A 15,182-nucleotide genomic window follows, 5' to 3' on the forward strand; every position below is an offset into this window, starting at 1 on the left:
GGATGACCATGACGAACAGCGAACCCGCATACACGCGTCCTGTCTCCACGACCGGCAATCCGATCGAGGTGCGCGACCTGCACAAGTCGTTCGGCAAGAACGAGGTGCTCCTCGGCATCGACCTGACCGTGGCCAACGGCGAGGTCATCGCCGTGATCGGCCCGTCCGGGTCGGGCAAGTCCACCCTGCTGCGCTGCCTGAACCGCCTCGAGGAGGTCACCAGCGGCGAGGTGCTCATCGTCGGCGAGAACATCGCCACGGCGAAGGGCAAGGAGCTGGACGCCGTGCGGCAGCGCGTCGGCATGGTGTTCCAGCACTTCAACCTGTTCCCGCACATGACGGCGCTCGAGAACGTGATGCTCGCCCCGACCGAGCTGCGCAAGCTCAGCAAGGCGAAGGCCCGCGAGCGCGCCCTCGAGCTGCTCACCCGGGTGGGCCTCGCCGACAAGGCGGATGCCCGGCCCGCATCGCTCTCGGGCGGCCAGAAGCAGCGCGTGGCGATCGCCAGGGCGCTGGCGATGAGCCCCGAGATCATGCTGTTCGACGAAGCCACCAGCGCGCTGGACCCCGAGATGGTCGGCGAGGTGCTGCAGGTGATCCGCGACCTGGCCGCCTCGGGCATGACCATGGTGCTGGTCACGCACGAGATGGGCTTCGCGCGCGAGGTCGCCGACCGCGTGGTCTTCATGGCGGACGGCAAGGTGGTGGAGAGCTCAGCGCCGGCCGAGCTGTTCGACGACCCGAAGGAGGCCCGCACCCGGGACTTCCTGTCCAAGGTGCTCTGAGCGGCTGGGCGGGCACGGCGCCCACCCAGCCGAGCGGCCGTACGCTGGAAGCATGACGACTCCCGCATCCGACAGCATCACCATGTTCGGCGCCGACTGGTGCCGCGACTGCATCCGCACCAAGAAGCAGCTCGACGAGCTGGGTGTCGAGTACACCTACGTCGATCTGGTCGCCGACCCGGCAGCCGCGGATGTCGCCAAGGAGATCTCCGGCCGCACCAACATCCCCGTGGTCCTCTACCCGGATGCCTCGCACCACGTCGAGCCCTCGAACGCCGACGTCGAGTCGAAGCTGCGCGAGCTCTCGCTGATCTGAGCGACTCGTGGTCGCCCTTCGTCTCGCTTCGCTCGCTCAGGATGCGGGGCTCGGCTACTCGGATCCTGAGCGAGGAGCGCAGCGACGAGACGAAGGACGCTCGGCGACCGCAATCCTGAAACTCGGTCTCACAACAAGCGGGACTGCGGCGTAGGCTGAGACGAAGGCCCCGAAGGAGACGATGATGACTTCCCCCGCCCCCGCGAAGAGCACAGCCACCGCGGCATCCGTCCTCGACGACGCCGAGCGCGAGCGACTCGACGCCGCGATCCGCGACCTTCAGGCGGGATCCCGCACCTGGGCCGCCCTCACCGTCGCGCAGCGCGTGACGCTGCTGCGCGCGGTGCGCACCGCCACCGCCGCGAACGTCGAGGACTGGGCGCTCATCGCCGCCGAGTCCAAAGGCCTGAACGCCGCCCATCCGCTGCGCGGCGAGGAGTGGCTGAGTGGCCCGTACAGCGTGCTCGGCGCGCTGGACGCCTACATCGACACACTCACGAAGATCGCCGAAGGGCGCGGAGCTCTGGACGGCATCCGTCTCGGCCGCGCGCCGGGCGGCCGAGTCGCGGTCGATGCGTTCCCGCTGACCGGCATGGACAAGTTCCTGCTGCAGGGCTTCACCGGGCAGGTCTGGCTCGAGCCCGGGATCACGCCCAACGCCGCTCGTCGCGAGGCCGGCCTCGGCCAGCTCTCCCCCGGCGAGAACGGCGGCGTCGGCCTGGTGCTCGGCGCAGGCAACATCACCTCGATCCCCGTGCTGGACGTGCTCTACGAGCTGCTCGCGCACAACCGTGTCGCGCTGCTGAAGGTCAACCCCACGCAGGACGCCCTCGTGCCGGTGTACGAGCGGGCGTTCGCGCCGCTCATCGAGCCGGGTCTGCTGCGCATCGTGCGCGGCGGCCCTGCGGCCGGCGCCTATCTCACCGGTCACGACGACCTGGTGCACGTGCACATCACCGGATCCGCGGCCACGTTTGACGCGATCGTGTGGGGCACCGGCCCGAATGCGAAGCGGCGCCGCCGTGAGAACCGCCCGCAGCTGAAGAAGCCGATCACCGCCGAGCTCGGCGGCGTCTCGCCGATCATCGTCGTGCCCGGCGAATGGTCCGACGCCGACCTCACCTTCCAGGCCGAGCACGTCGCCACCATGCGACTGCAGAACTGCGGACACAACTGCATCGCCGGTCAGGTCGTGCTGATGTCGGCGGACTGGCCGCAGAAGGAGCAGTTCCGCGCCGCGCTGCGCCGCGCGTACGCCGCGGCTCCGGATCGCCCGATCTGGTACCCGAACTCGGATGCCCGGATGTCGCAGGCCGCCGGGGACTATCCCGACGCACTGCAGCTGGCCGACCGGCTGCTGGTCGAGATCGGTGCCGACGACGATCCGACGGCACTGGAGAACACGGAGTACTTCGCCCCGGTGCTGGGTGTGGAGGAGCTGCCCGGCCTGGGTCAGGAATTCCTCGACGGAGCGGTCGCGCACGCCAACGACAAGCTGCAGGGCACGCTCGGCGCCAATGTGATCATCGACCCGGCCACCGAGAAGAAGCTCGGCAGCGGGTTCGGACGCGCGATCGCCGACCTGCACTACGGCTCGATCGCCGTGAACACCTGGACGGCGTTCGGATTCATCACGCCGACGATGACCTGGGGCGCGTTCCCCGGTAACACCATCGAGGACGTCGGCAGCGGGCTCGGCGTCGTGCACAACGCACTGCTGCTCGACGGCGTGGAGCGCTCGGTGGTCCGGGGACCGTTCCGGCCCTTCCCGCGTTCAGTGCCCGTCGCGAACGGCGGCGGTCGCGTCACGATCCTGCCGAAGCCGCCGTGGTTCGTCTCGGCCCGCACGGCTGCGACGGTGAGCGAGGGCCTGACCCGCTTCCGCGCCGAGGGCGGCATCGGCACGCTCGTGAAGACGCTGCTGGCAGCGCTGCGCGCCTGAGATCAGGGGCGACGTCCTTCGTCTCGTCGCTGCGCTCCTCGCTCAGGATGCGAAGCTGAGCTCCTCGGGTGGGGGTCAACGTCTGTCAGGGCCGGAAGCCGTCGGTCGCGGCGCGCAGCGCCGCGGCGTTGCCCGGTTCGGACGCCGAGTGGCCGGCGTCGTCCACCACGACGAACTCCGCCTCGGGCCAGGCCCTGTGCAGATCCCAGGCCGTCATCATCGGCGTGCACACGTCGTGCCGGCCCTGCACGATGACGGCGGGGATGTGCCGGATGACGTCGACGTCCTCGATGAGCTGCCCCTCCCGCATCCATCCGCCGTGCAGGAAGTAGTGGTTCTCGATGCGCGCGAACGCCGTCGCATGCTCCGCCTCCGTGGTCGACGCGATCTGCGCGGCATCCGGTCGCAGCGTGACCGTCGACGCCTCCCAGCGCGTCCACGCGATCGCCGCGGGCACGTGCACCGCCGGGTCGGGGTCGCTGAGCCGGCGGTGGTACGCCTGAATCAGCCGGTTGCGCTCGAGCACCGGGATCTGCGCGAGATAGTCCTCCCACAGATCGGGGAAGATCGCCGAGGCCCCGCCCTCGTAGAACCACTCCAGCTCGTGCCTGCGCAGGGTGAAGATGCCCCGCAGCACCAACTCGGTCACCGCATCCGGGTGCGTCTGCGCGTAGGCCAGCGCGAGCGCGCTGCCCCAGGAGCCGCCGAACACCTGCCACGCGCTGATGCCGAGGTTGCGCCGCAGCAGCTCCATGTCGGCGACCAGGTGCCAGGTGGTGTTGAACCGGAGGTCGGCGGCTGGATCGCTGACGTGCGGAGTGCTTCGGCCGCATCCGCGCTGGTCGAAGAGCACGATCCGGTAGACCTCGGGATCGAAGAACCGGCGCTGCCACGGTGACGTGCCGCTGCCCGGCCCGCCGTGCAGGAACACCACCGGCTTGCCGTCGGGATTGCCGCTCTGCTCCCAGTAGATGCGATTGCCGTCGCCCACGATGAGCTCGCCGGTCCCGTACGGTTCGATCGGCGGATACAGTGCGTCCAGATCCATCCTTCAACCCCCCGGTCGTTCGGACTGCGTCCTCTTCAACCTAGCCCGGCTACAGCTTGTCCCCCGGCACTGAGAAGGTGTCGCAGACGTCGAGGCCGTTCTTGTACCCGTCGGCGAACCAGGCCTGGCGCTGCTCGCTGGTGCCGTGCGTGAAGCTCTCGGGGTTGACGAAGCCGGACTGCTCCTGGATGTGGTCGTCACCGACGGTGAACGCCGCGTTCAGGGCATCCTTGATCTGCGCCTCGGTCGGCTTCTCGAGGTACGGGTTGCCGTTCTTGTCGCGCTGATCGGTGATGTCGCCGAGCCAGGCGCCGGCGTAGCAGTCCGCCTGCAGCTCGGTGCGCACCCCGTTGCTCGCGGGCCCGGTGCCGTTGTTCGGGTACTTGTCCATCGTCCCGGTGATGTTCTGGATGTGGTGCCCCCACTCGTGCCCGACGATGTACAGCTGCGCAAGCTCGCCGGCGGATGCCCCGAACTGCTGCCTCATCAGCTGGAAGAAGGTGGGATCGAGGTAGACGCCCTGCTCGGGCGGGCAGTAGAACGGCCCCACCGCGTTCGACGCCGTGCCGCACTGAGTGGCCGTCTGCCCGTCGACGACGGTCAGCGTCGGCGCGACGTAGCCCTTGACGTGCTGCGCCCAGTAGTCGTTCAGCACGACCTCGGCGCCCGCCATGCGGCAGTCGTCGTTGGTGTTCGCATCTTCTCCGGTCTTGCACTCGGTCAGCGTGCCGCCGTCGGATGCCGAGGGCTGCTGCTCCCCTCCGGACAGGCCGCCGACCAGGCCGGACAGGTCGATGCCGAACAGCGGCCCCGCGAGCAGGGCGATGATCGCGACGATGCCGACAGCGCCGCCGCCGGCTATCGCCGTCGTCCGCCCTCGCCGACGCGTCTTGTTGCCGGAGATGTCGGCATCAGGATTGAACGTCATGCTGAAAACGTACCCCGCGCCACGCGCCACGCATACGTCATAGGCTCGATCCATGGCGACCACCATCACCCTCACCGGAGCCGGCGGACAGATCGGCTATGCACTGCTCTTCCGCATCGCAGCGGGCGATCTGCTCGGGCCGGACGAGCACGTCCGGCTGCGACTGCTGGAGATCCCGCAGGGCCTGAGAGCGGCGGAGGGCGCCGCCCTCGAACTGCAGGACGCCGCATTCGGGCTGCTCGACGACGTCGAAGTCACCGATGACGCGTCGGTCGGCTTCGACGGCGCCAACCTCGCACTGCTGGTCGGCGCCCGTCCGCGCGGACCAGGGATGGAGCGTGGCGACCTGCTCGCGGCGAACGGCGGGATCTTCGCGCCGCAGGGTCGCGCGATCGCCGCGCACGCGGCATCCGATGTGCGCGTGAGCGTGGTGGGCAACCCCGCCAACACGAACGCCCTGATCGCCGCGGCCGCGGCCGACGGCGTGCCCGCAGAGCAGTTCAGCGCCCTCACGCGGCTCGACGAGAACCGCGCGCGAGCACAGCTCGCGGCGGCGCTCGACGTGCCCGTCTCCGACATCCGCGGGGTGACGATCTGGGGCAACCATTCCGCGACCCAGTACCCCGACATCTCGCATGCGACCGTCGCAGGTCGCCGCGTGACGGATGCCCTGGCCGGGCGCGTCGGCGACGTGGACTCCTGGCTCGACGACACGTTCATCCCCAGAGTCGCGAAGCGCGGCGCCGAGATCATCGAGGTCCGCGGGTCGTCCTCGGTGGCATCCGCGGCGAGCGCGACCATCGATCACGTGCGCGACTGGGTGCAGGGCGCCGAGTGGACCAGCGCCGCCATCGTGTCCCGCGGCGAGTACGGCGTACCCGAGGGTCTCGTGTCCTCGTTCCCGGTGCGCTCCACCGGCGGCAGCTGGCAGGTCATCGAGGGGCTGGACATCGACGAGCGGTCGCGGACGCGCATCGACGCCTCGGTCGCAGAACTCCTAGACGAGCGCGAGGCCGTGCGCGCGCTCGGACTGCTCTGAGGGGCGGACCTTCCCTCGCGAGTCAGGCAGAATAGGGGAAGGAGGTACGGCGATGGACGACGTGACGAGCAGCCCCGGGCGACCGGCGGCGATCGAGGACGCGCTGACCAGCCCGCTGAATCTGCCTCACGCGGCCGCTCAGTGCCCGAAGTGCTTCACCGAGCTGCAGCAGAACGACAACTGGTGGTCGGCTCGCCCTGACGGGGCGAAGCTGGTCGGCCTGGTCGTGAGCCGCGACGGCATGCCGTCCGTGGTCGAGCAGCGCGACGATCTCACCCGCTTCGGCGTGCCGATCGAGGGGTTCCGGCATCCGGCCCCCGAGATCCTGGAGAGCTGGGGCGACCGCCTCGCCCGCCTGATCGACACCCTGGTCCCCGGCGACGTGCTGGTCGTCGCGACGATCCACGCGCTGGGCCGCGACATCGACGAGGAGACCCGCACCGTCGCCGAGCTGCGCCGCCGCGGCATCATGGTGAAGGTGCTGAACCACCACGCCCGGCACCTCGCCGACGCGGGACGCTGAGAACCGCGGTCAGCCCCCGGTGGCGAGCAGCTCGTCGCGCAGCGACGGCGGATGCTCGGCACTGAAGTACGACGCCGCGACGAACTCGTCGAACAGCGCGCACATCATGTTCTCCAGCTCGCCCAGCGGCGTGGAGAAACGTGCCATCACCATCTGCTTGGTGCCGGGCACGGCGATCCAGTAGTCGGCGATCAGCCGCAGGGTCCCGTCGGCCTCGCTGCCGTCCTGGACGGGTTCGACCCGGTGCGTGCGCAGCGCCGGACCTGATGGCCCGCGCACCTCGACCATCGAGGCGTGCGCGACCGGGTCGATCCGCTTCAGCCCCTCGGCCATCACCTTCAGCACCGTCTGCGGCGCGGTGCCGATCGCGGGGCTCATCCGCAGGTCGGCCGGCTCGAAGACGAGCAGCGTCACCGGCAGCGGCGTGCCCACGGCGATCTCGGTCGCGAACATGATCGCCCGCACGTCGCCCTGTGCGCCGGCCGCGGCGGCGTCTTCCAGCCCGCGACGCACCCGTGCACGCTCGGCGGCGCGATCGTCCGCGACACCGACGGCATCCTTCGCGATCCGGCCAATGGATGCAGCGGTGGCATCCTCGCTGGAGAGATCGACGGAGAACCAGCGCCCTGGCAGGCGGAAGCGCAGTTCGGGGCGACTCATTCGGGGGCCCTCCAGTCACCGTAGCGGTCGGTCATGCCCGTCAGGCTGACACCGGCCTGGCCCGCCTCGGTGGAGCTCAGCGGGCTGAGCTGTTCGGCCGCGGCCCGCAGGTCGACCCCCTCACCGTCAGCTGTCCCGCCGATCAGCTCGATCGTGTTCGGCTCCCACGGGAGCGTCTGCCAGATCGTCTCGACGACCGCATCCAGCTCGTCACTCGTGAACGGCTCAGCGGAGTCGGTGACGAAGCCGACGCTGAGCCGGTACCCGACCCCGTTGCGCGACCGTCCCAGGTCATCCACCTCCACGACGCGCGGCACCGCCTCTGTCACGGCAGCCGCCACATCGCCGTAGTCCGCCGGCCCTTTCTCCGCCTTGATGGTCTCCGACAGGACGCCGCACCCCACGAGTCCGCTGCTCAGCAGTGCACCCATCAGTGCGACGGCGAGGAGGCGGCGCCTCACGGGCGATCCGCTGGCGGTCACTTCGGCGCCGTCCACGCGCCGTAGCGGGACTTCATTCCGGTCAGGCTGACGCCGGCCTGGCCGGCATCGTTGGCACGGAGCGGGCCGAGCTCCTCGGCTGCCGCCCGGAGGTCGACGATCTCATGCCCGTCGGCCGTGTCTGCTCCCGCGGTGAGCTTGATCGTGTTCGGCTCCCACGGCAGCGACTTCCAGATCGCCTCCACGACCGCGTCCAGCTCTTCGGGGGTGAACGGCTCTGCGGAGTCGGTCACCAGCCCGAGGCTGAACCGGTACCCGAATCCGTTCTTGGACCGCGCGGGGTCACGGACCGCCACGACCCTCGGCACAGCTTCCGTCACCGCGCTCGACACGTCTCCGAAGTCCACGGTCGCCTCCTCTGAATGGTCTGGGGTCTGCTGGGGGACGCCGCATCCGGTCAACGCGCCGCCCATGAGTGATCCTGCCAGCACGACGGCGAACAACCCGCGCCCGGCAGCACCCGCTCTCTTCGACATCATTCGGTCCAGTGGTAGTACGACGTGTCCACGTACCCATCTTCGTTGAAGAAGTTCGCCAGGTCGGGATGGTTCGCCTGCACCTCGGCCATGTGGTTCTGATAGGTCGTCGAGTAGTCGTCCGCGTTGTGTGCTCCGGCGTCCACCCCGAGCACGGGGTTCGGCTCGGGCGGATCGACCCGGATCGACGTCCAGTTCGATCCGTGCTCGACACTGTCGAAGTCACCGGCGATCGCATCCAGACGAGGCACCGGGTCGCCGTTGTGCTGCACCGACACCACGTCGATGTCGTCCGGGATGGGCATGTGATCGATCGGCGCGCCGGAGGCGACCACGGCCTGCCAGTTGTAGTCCGAGTTGTACGCCGCGAGGTGTCCGGCCATGATGCCGCCCTGGCTGAAACCGACGAGCATGACCGGGTCGTCCGGGGAGATGCCCGCCTGATCCATCGCCTCCAGCACCGCACGCTCGTACTGCGTCTGCAGCGCAGGGGTCAGCATGAGCGCGAGGTTGCTGTCCAGGTCGTTCACGGCCCCCTGGTCGCCGAAGCGCGACAGCCACTCCTGCGTGCTCGGCAGAGTGACGGTGTAGTACCAGCCGTCCGGGCCGAGCACCTTGGTGATCTTGACGACCGTGTCGGTCTCTCCGCCCAGCCCGTCCACCTCGCCGGTGCCGTTGAGCACGGTGGCCAGGGTCGGATCGTTCGGCTTGTCCTCCGGGTTCGCGTACGGATCAGTCTCGCTCACCTTCGGGGTGTCCTTCAGCACGTCCGACAGCACGCTCCAGATCAGGAAGCCGGCGAGCACGGCGGCGATCACGGCACCGATGATGAGACCGATCGTGCCGAACAGCGCCCCGATCGCGACGATGAGGAGCAGCACGACCAGCGCCCCGAGGATCGCGACGATGGTGTCGGCGATCTTCTTGAGCAGGTTGACGACGTCCTGCAGGAAGTCGTCGATCCAGTCGGCGATTCCGGCGAGGAAGTCTCCGATGTCGGAGAAGAAGTCGCCGACCTTGTCCCAGAAGCCCTCATTGGTCGAGTCGATCGCCGCGTCGATCTTGCGGATCGCCGCCTCGGCTGCGGCATCCATGGCCTCGCGCGCGGCGTCGATCCGCGCACGGGCCGAGCCGACGTCGGCGAGTGCGTTGTCGGCGGCGCGCTGGGCGCCGGGGACCTGGTCGGTGAGGGACGGCGCGGGATCGTCCGCGGCGTTCACCCGATCGTTGAGATCCTCGAGCGCGCGGTCGGCGCGGCTCTGCGCGACCAGCGCGTCGTCGAGGTCGTCCTGCGCGCGATGCGCATCCTCGTGGGCGGCCGTGAGGGCGACCGCGTACTCGGTGATCGCGTCGGCGGTGCCCTTGTAGCGCGGATGGATCCGCTCGAGATCCGAGGAGATCTGCTCGTTCTGCTCGTAGAGGGCCTGGACGGCCTTGCCCTCGTCGTCCTGCACGATGCCGCGCAGGTCCTGGATGACGCTGAGGATGACCTCGGCGGATGCGACGAGACCCGCTGCGCGGGAGGTCAGCTCGGCCGGCTGGCCGGGAAGGACGCTCATGTACTCCTACTTCCCGTCCTGGGCCATCTTGTCGTCGAGATCGCGGAATGTGTCGACGATCGCCTGCATGAAGTCGGCCTGCGATCGCAGGTTGTCGCGCAGCTCCTCGCGGGCGATGTCCCACTTGCCCCCGAAGTCCTCGATCTTGTTCGCGAGCCCGCCGTGGCCGGTCAGACCGCCGATGTCGTCGGCGAAGTCCTCGGCGTCATCGAAGGTCGTCGCCAGTCCCTTGGCGGTGTGCGCGGTCGACTCCAGCCGGTCGAGATCCATCCTGACGTCCGTCATGCCGCTCCCCCGTCCTTCGTCGCCGTGCGCCGCAGCAGCTCGCCGAGCGCGGCATCCGCCGCCTGCACCTCGGCGCGGAGCGCCGCGGCATCCTCCGCCGTCTCGGGCACGCGCACGCGCAGCCCGTCAAGCGCTTCCCTCACACTGTCGTCTGACATGCCATTCCCCCTCGAATGCCACGAACGGCCGGCGCCATCGGCACCGGCCGCCCGTGCGGAAACGCTCTCGGCTCAGTTGCCGGCGAGCTGCTGATCCAGATCCTGGATCGCACGCATCATGCCCAGCAGCGACTCAGACATGTCGTTGATACCATCCACAGCCTGCTTCAGACCCGTGGTCAGCTCACCGTAACCCTCACCGAACTTGCCCGACGCGTGCTGCGTCTTGAAGTCCTCACCCAGCAGGTTGTCCACCTGCCCCTTCAGAGTGTCCAGCTGACCCTGAATGTCATCACGAGCCTGCGACAGCGACGACGCCACCTGCTCCATCTCCGCATAAGACGCACCGAAATCGGCCATCGTCAACACCTCCGGTAAATCGATTGGACCGGACCAGCCGGCCCGACAACAACCACCCTACGAGAACCCACAAGAAACAGTCGATGGGTACAACTACCCATCCGGCAGGCTCAGCTCCACGACACGGAAGAGGGGCCGACCGGAAACCGGTCGACCCCTCAACACAAAGAAACTGCGGCTCAGTTGCCCGCGAGCTGCTGATCCAGATCCTGGATCGCACGCATCATGCCCAGCAGCGACTCAGACATGTCGTTGATACCATCCACAGCCTGCTTCAGACCCGTGGTCAGCTCACCGTAACCCTCACCGAACTTGCCCGACGCGTGCTGCGTCTTGAAGTCCTCACCCAGCAGGTTGTCCACCTGCCCCTTCAGAGTGTCCAGCTGACCCTGAATGTCATCACGAGCCTGCGACAGCGACGACGCCACCTGCTCCATCTCCGCATAAGACGCACCGAAATCGGCCATCGAAAACACCTCCGGTAAAAACTGAATGGACCGGACCAACCCGGCCCGACAACAACCACCCTACGAGAACCCACAAGAAACAGTCGATGGGTACAACTACCCATCCCACCCCACCCGACCAGGGCCCGTCAGGTCAGAAACTGAACTGCGCCGTGAGCGCGGCGGCGGCCACGCCGAACACCGCGGGGAGCAGGCATCCGATCAGGAACGTCTTCCCGGACGGCGGGGCGGCGAACATGGCGTTCCGCTCCTCACTCCGCTGCTGCCACCCCGTCCGCGTGGCCTCATCGACCGCTGCGGACCCCAGGAGCACCGAACGCACCACGACGGCGAGATCCTCGGCCCACCGCCAGAAAGCCAACGAGGTGAGCGTCAGTTCGCGGCGTGCGATGACGTAGATCCGCCCGCCGACGACCTCGAGATCGCAGTGGGAGGCCACCTGCCAGAGCGCGTCACTGACGTCGGCGGTGAGCGCCTGCCTGATCCGCTCCTCGTCGCCGGGAGCGCCGTAGAGGTGGAAGCGATCCCCGAGGACGCCCTCGATCTCGCGCTGATCTGCGGGCGGCACCGACGGCTGCCCCCACACGTCGCCCAGACGGGTGACCATCGTCATCGGCGGCAGTGTCGCCGGAGCGTCGAAGGCGAGGAAACAGGCGGTGTGCTGCATCCGCGTGCGCGCCGCTGTGCGCTCATAGCCGTAGTTGGCGATCTGCACGCCCTCGGCGCGAGAGGCGAGGCCATCACGGATGGCGCGCGACCCGCCGCGCTGGAACACGGACGGAGGCAGGGGCGGGTCCTCCTGGTACGGCGTGTACTCGAGGGCATTGGCGTTCGCGAACCGGCTGAGCCGGAACCAGCGCTCCTCCTCATCACGTCGCGAACGGATCTGCGCCCTGATGAACCCGACTGCGATCGGCACCACCATGATGGCGGCGATCACCCAGGTGAAGATGTTCGCGCCCACCCCGCCGAAGATCAACTGCGCCATGACGACGAAGAGCCCCGCGAGCACTCCCGCGCCCACCACCAGGACGATGAAGCGGAACACGATCTGCGTGCGCGTCGCGGCGCGGCCGCTCTCGCCCGCGATCTTCCGCACCCACGCATCGGCCTCGGCGTGCGCCTTCTCGGCGTCGAAAGGTTCCTGGAGCGCAGCGGTGTCGAAATGGAGCGGAGTCACGCCTGCCACTCGTCCCCACCCCTGATCACTGCCGCCACCAGCTCGTCGACCCGCTCCTCGCCACCAGGCAGTGGCGTGAATCCGGACACCTGCATGCGCTTCAGGATCTCCTCGGCGGTCGGCAGGACGACCGCGAGCATGTACGGGGGCACGGGACCGAGCACCGCGCCGACCGTGAGCCCCTGACCGAAGAACAGCCAGCGAGTGGTGGCGAAGTCTGCACCATCCTCGCGCTGCGCAAGAGTCGACGAGATTCCCGCGCCGAGGTGGTCGGTCTCGATCCGCGCCTGACCCGGCGGGAGGATCGCGCTCGGCGACCACAGGAACTCCGCCTGCTCGTCCCTGGTGAACTCGTTCTGCGCGACGACGATCGTGAACGGAGCGAGAGCGAGAGCGTCCGTCCCCACCAGCAGGAACCGGTTGGTGCCCGTCGTCGACTCCGCGGCGAGCGTCGTCAGTGCGTGCTCGAGACGTGCGCGCAACTGCTCGGGCACAGTGACCGCCGAGGCGTATTCGGCGGCCGTCTGAGCGGCCCATTCCGCGGCCGTCTGCTGCGTGCCGTCGTCGTGCGCGATCGGGATCGCGCTGCCGCGCGGATAGTCGAAGGAGATGTCGCTCATCATGCCTGCCAGGTGAACGTCGCCACGTGGGAATCGAACAGTGCGACCCAGAGTTCGATCAGCTCATCGTCCTCGGGGATGTCGACGTCGTGCGGAACGGTCACGGTCCACTGCACGGCCTCGGTGAGCTTGGAGCCGGGCACCGGGATCAGGTAGTTGATCATGAAGGAGACCGCGTCGACACCGTCGAGGGACACCGGGCGACGATCCGTCCAGCGGACGATCTTCTGCCCCTCGCCGACGGCCACACCGCCATGGTCGGTGATCATCCTCTGGACGATCGAGGTCAGCGGCGCTTCCGGCGTCGAAGTGCGCTTGATGCCGATCATGCTCGCGGGGCCCAGCGCCCAGGTGGGCGAGGCCTCTCCCGCGAACGCGTAGAGGAAGCCGTTCTGAGCGCGCACCGATGCCAGCGCGTCGCGGACTCCGCGAGTCAGGTTGAGAGTGAAAGCCTCCGTGGCCTGCGCCGACTTCAGGCGCGCAGTCGCCCGCGCGATCAGTTCCTTCTCGGCCTGGTCGCTCAGGTCGTACGCCTCCCATCCCGGAGGCAGAAGCATCCGGTACGGGGGAATCACGGCGCCACGGCGCCCGAGGAGCTCGGCACGAAGATCGCTCATCCTCTCAGCCTCTCACGCCTTTCGCGCGCTCACCGTCCGATCTGGAAAGGATTCTGATCCGGGTCGAAGGCTCCGGGCCATGCGCCGCCTGCGGTGTCCTTGATCGCGCCGGCGATCGCGAACTGCTGCGACCAGACCTTGCCGACCATCTCGAGTGTCTCCAGTCCGGTCGCCGCGCCGTTGGTGAGGTGCGTGAACTCCGAGAGCGAGTGACCGCCGAACATCCGAGCGGAGAAGTCGGCGAAGCCCGTGAGTCGCTGAGTCGAACCCGCCCAGGATCCCCAGCCGGCTGCCGGCGCGATCCGGCTCATGAACGACATGCCCTGGCCGCCACGGCTGATGAACGTCCCGATGCCCTTGGCCGCGGGTCCGATGAACGGAATCACGCCGATGACGCCGAAAGCGACATCGATCCAGCTGCCCTCCCCCCTGATCGCACGAGTCAGCGCGACCGCGAGCGTGAGCACGGCGACGATCCCCGCGAGGATGGCGATGATCGGACCGCCGATGACGATCGCGAGGACCGCGAGGATGATGCCCGCGACGGCGAGCACATCCGACATGAACTGCAGGAATCCCCCGAAGTCGTCGCTCCAGGAGTCCTCGATCTTGCCGGCCATGTCATCGCGGATGCCGCTCGCGGCCTTGGTGAAGGCGGTGTGCCAGGAGTCCCACTCGTCGTCGAAGTCCTTGGCGCGCTCGTCCCACGCGGACTTGGCCTGGACCGCCAGGGTGTTCGCGGCACCGGCCGCCTCATCCCTGGCATCCTCGGCGTCCTTGCGGAGCGTCTCATTGTCGGCGTCGTCGCCGGTGGGGTAGTCGGGGCGCTCGCTGGCGGCGCTCTCCGCCGCGTCGGCCTTGCGGCTGTACTCATCCCAGAGGTCGTACAGATCGCCGATGATCGTCGTCATCGCGGTCTGGGAATCCTCGAGCTCCTGGCCGTAGGTCTTGATGTAGGGCGCCACGGCGCTGTACAGATCAGCGCCCTTCTTGAGATCGCCGTACACGTCCTTCGACAGCTCGGCGAGCTTGTCGATGGCCTGGCCCTGCATCTCGGCGCCGTTGTCGACGAGGCGCTCCAGCAGCGCGCTGGAGTGGTGCATGTCATCGGCGAGGTCGCTGATCTGCTGGCCGCGCGTCTTGATGTCGTCCGGTTCTCCGGTGACGACCTCGATGTAGTGGCCGTCGGGCGAGGTCCTGGGCATCATCCGGTACATGTTCACTTACCCCCGTTGTTCTCGGACTTCTTCGCGGCTTCGACGTCGAAGTCCTTGAACCCCTTGATCACGCCCTCGAGGTGCTCGGCCACCTTCTTGCAGTTGTCCATCAGCGTCTTGCGCTTGTCGTCCCAGCGCTCCTCGAAGTCGTCTGCGGCGTCCTGCAGGTCGTCCTCGCCATAGGGCCGTCCGACTGCCCCGGACAGGTCCCGACGCCGGCTGCCCGCAGCCTCGAACTCCTCGACGATGTTCTTCAGCTCGGTCTGCAACTCGTCCAGGTCGTCGTACTTGAGCTTGACCCCGTCACCCACGCTGTCCTCCGATCCACGTCGGGACTCCATGGCCCGACTGCACCACGGTACAAGACGCCGCATCATCCGGTCGATGGGGACAACTACCCATCCCGCCGACACGGAAGAGGGGCCGACCGGAAACCGGTCGACCCCTCAACACAAAGAAACTGCGGCTCAGTTGCCCGCGAGCTGCTGATCCAGATCCTGGA

20 protein-coding genes are annotated in these 15,182 nt (G+C 68.3%); 5 read left to right on the forward strand and 15 right to left on the reverse strand.

Features of this window, described 5'->3' with window-relative positions:
- Positions 1 to 2 precede the first annotated feature (2 nt).
- From ACFVAE_RS08620 to ACFVAE_RS08630, 3 genes are all read left to right on the forward strand, one after another.
- On the forward strand, positions 3 to 785 hold the full coding sequence (locus ACFVAE_RS08620) for an amino acid ABC transporter ATP-binding protein (protein ID WP_378890357.1): 783 nt from the start codon (positions 3 to 5) through the stop codon (positions 783 to 785).
- Positions 786 to 837: 52 nt separating this feature from the next.
- Positions 838 to 1,101 carry a glutaredoxin family protein gene (locus ACFVAE_RS08625; RefSeq protein ID WP_236126540.1) on the forward strand — a complete coding sequence of 88 codons (264 nt, stop codon included), beginning with the start codon at positions 838 to 840 and terminating at the stop codon, positions 1,099 to 1,101.
- Positions 1,102 to 1,285: 184 nt separating this feature from the next.
- Positions 1,286 to 3,043, forward strand: coding sequence for an aldehyde dehydrogenase family protein (locus tag ACFVAE_RS08630; protein ID WP_378890359.1), 1,758 nt, complete (start codon positions 1,286 to 1,288; stop codon positions 3,041 to 3,043).
- A gap of 85 nt (positions 3,044 to 3,128) precedes the next feature.
- Here the strand turns inward: ACFVAE_RS08630 and pip are convergent, their stop codons facing one another.
- Together pip and ACFVAE_RS08640 are read right to left on the reverse strand one after the other, a co-directional pair.
- Complete coding sequence (gene pip, locus ACFVAE_RS08635; RefSeq protein ID WP_378890362.1) at positions 3,129 to 4,091, reverse strand: prolyl aminopeptidase; 963 nt, start codon at positions 4,089 to 4,091, stop codon at positions 3,129 to 3,131.
- 49 nt (positions 4,092 to 4,140) lie between these two features.
- Positions 4,141 to 5,019: a neutral zinc metallopeptidase gene (locus tag ACFVAE_RS08640; RefSeq protein WP_378890365.1), complete on the reverse strand. Its 879-nt coding sequence runs from the start codon at positions 5,017 to 5,019 to the stop codon at positions 4,141 to 4,143.
- A 52-nt stretch (positions 5,020 to 5,071) separates the two neighbouring features.
- On the opposite strand from ACFVAE_RS08640, the gene ACFVAE_RS08645 reads away from it, so the two are divergent.
- Both ACFVAE_RS08645 and ACFVAE_RS08650 read left to right on the forward strand, forming a co-directional pair.
- Positions 5,072 to 6,058 carry a malate dehydrogenase gene (locus ACFVAE_RS08645; RefSeq protein WP_378890368.1) on the forward strand — a complete coding sequence of 329 codons (987 nt, stop codon included), beginning with the start codon at positions 5,072 to 5,074 and terminating at the stop codon, positions 6,056 to 6,058.
- A gap of 52 nt (positions 6,059 to 6,110) precedes the next feature.
- The gene (locus tag ACFVAE_RS08650; RefSeq protein ID WP_378890370.1) at positions 6,111 to 6,581 is read left to right on the forward strand and encodes a recombinase family protein; all 471 of its coding nucleotides are present in this window, start codon (positions 6,111 to 6,113) and stop codon (positions 6,579 to 6,581) included.
- 9 nt (positions 6,582 to 6,590) lie between these two features.
- Here the strand turns inward: ACFVAE_RS08650 and ACFVAE_RS08655 are convergent, their stop codons facing one another.
- The 13 genes from ACFVAE_RS08655 to ACFVAE_RS08715 all read right to left on the reverse strand — a co-directional run bounded on the left by ACFVAE_RS08655 (position 6,591) and on the right by ACFVAE_RS08715 (position 15,021).
- Positions 6,591 to 7,241 carry a hypothetical protein gene (locus tag ACFVAE_RS08655; RefSeq protein ID WP_378890372.1) on the reverse strand — a complete coding sequence of 217 codons (651 nt, stop codon included), beginning with the start codon at positions 7,239 to 7,241 and terminating at the stop codon, positions 6,591 to 6,593.
- Entirely contained in the window at positions 7,238 to 7,702 is a 465-nt protein-coding gene (locus ACFVAE_RS08660; RefSeq protein ID WP_378890375.1) for a hypothetical protein, read from the reverse strand. Before ACFVAE_RS08660 ends, ACFVAE_RS08655 begins: the two co-directional genes overlap by 4 nt.
- A gap of 17 nt (positions 7,703 to 7,719) precedes the next feature.
- Positions 7,720 to 8,088 (reverse strand): hypothetical protein, encoded by a 369-nt coding sequence (locus ACFVAE_RS08665; RefSeq protein WP_378890378.1) that lies wholly within the window; start codon positions 8,086 to 8,088, stop codon positions 7,720 to 7,722.
- Positions 8,089 to 8,216: 128 nt separating this feature from the next.
- Complete coding sequence (locus ACFVAE_RS08670) at positions 8,217 to 9,776, reverse strand: hypothetical protein (RefSeq protein ID WP_378890380.1); 1,560 nt, start codon at positions 9,774 to 9,776, stop codon at positions 8,217 to 8,219.
- A 6-nt stretch (positions 9,777 to 9,782) separates the two neighbouring features.
- Positions 9,783 to 10,061 carry a hypothetical protein gene (locus tag ACFVAE_RS08675; protein ID WP_378890383.1) on the reverse strand — a complete coding sequence of 93 codons (279 nt, stop codon included), beginning with the start codon at positions 10,059 to 10,061 and terminating at the stop codon, positions 9,783 to 9,785.
- A complete protein-coding gene (locus ACFVAE_RS08680) occupies positions 10,058 to 10,219 on the reverse strand; it encodes a hypothetical protein (RefSeq protein WP_378890385.1) in 162 nt (53 codons plus the stop codon). Before ACFVAE_RS08680 ends, ACFVAE_RS08675 begins: the two co-directional genes overlap by 4 nt.
- A gap of 72 nt (positions 10,220 to 10,291) precedes the next feature.
- On the reverse strand, positions 10,292 to 10,579 hold the full coding sequence (locus ACFVAE_RS08685) for a WXG100 family type VII secretion target (protein ID WP_157310106.1): 288 nt from the start codon (positions 10,577 to 10,579) through the stop codon (positions 10,292 to 10,294).
- 179 nt (positions 10,580 to 10,758) lie between these two features.
- Positions 10,759 to 11,046, reverse strand: a complete 288-nt coding sequence (locus tag ACFVAE_RS08690) for a WXG100 family type VII secretion target (RefSeq protein ID WP_157310106.1) — start codon at positions 11,044 to 11,046, stop codon at positions 10,759 to 10,761.
- Positions 11,047 to 11,179: 133 nt separating this feature from the next.
- A complete protein-coding gene (locus ACFVAE_RS08695; protein WP_378890388.1) occupies positions 11,180 to 12,226 on the reverse strand; it encodes a hypothetical protein in 1,047 nt (348 codons plus the stop codon).
- A complete protein-coding gene (locus ACFVAE_RS08700; RefSeq protein ID WP_378890391.1) occupies positions 12,223 to 12,846 on the reverse strand; it encodes a hypothetical protein in 624 nt (207 codons plus the stop codon). The genes ACFVAE_RS08695 and ACFVAE_RS08700 overlap by 4 nt, the downstream gene beginning before the upstream one ends.
- The gene (locus tag ACFVAE_RS08705) at positions 12,846 to 13,463 is read right to left on the reverse strand and encodes a hypothetical protein (protein WP_378890394.1); all 618 of its coding nucleotides are present in this window, start codon (positions 13,461 to 13,463) and stop codon (positions 12,846 to 12,848) included. Before ACFVAE_RS08705 ends, ACFVAE_RS08700 begins: the two co-directional genes overlap by 1 nt.
- A gap of 29 nt (positions 13,464 to 13,492) precedes the next feature.
- Positions 13,493 to 14,671 carry a hypothetical protein gene (locus tag ACFVAE_RS08710; RefSeq protein ID WP_378890396.1) on the reverse strand — a complete coding sequence of 393 codons (1,179 nt, stop codon included), beginning with the start codon at positions 14,669 to 14,671 and terminating at the stop codon, positions 13,493 to 13,495.
- 11 nt (positions 14,672 to 14,682) lie between these two features.
- Positions 14,683 to 15,021 (reverse strand): hypothetical protein, encoded by a 339-nt coding sequence (locus ACFVAE_RS08715; RefSeq protein ID WP_378890399.1) that lies wholly within the window; start codon positions 15,019 to 15,021, stop codon positions 14,683 to 14,685.
- Between the last annotated feature and the right edge of the window lie 161 nt (positions 15,022 to 15,182).

Origin of the sequence: Microbacterium sp. NPDC057659 (assembly GCF_042799915.1) — a bacterium.
Classification (GTDB): Bacteria; Actinomycetota; Actinomycetes; order Actinomycetales; family Microbacteriaceae; genus Microbacterium.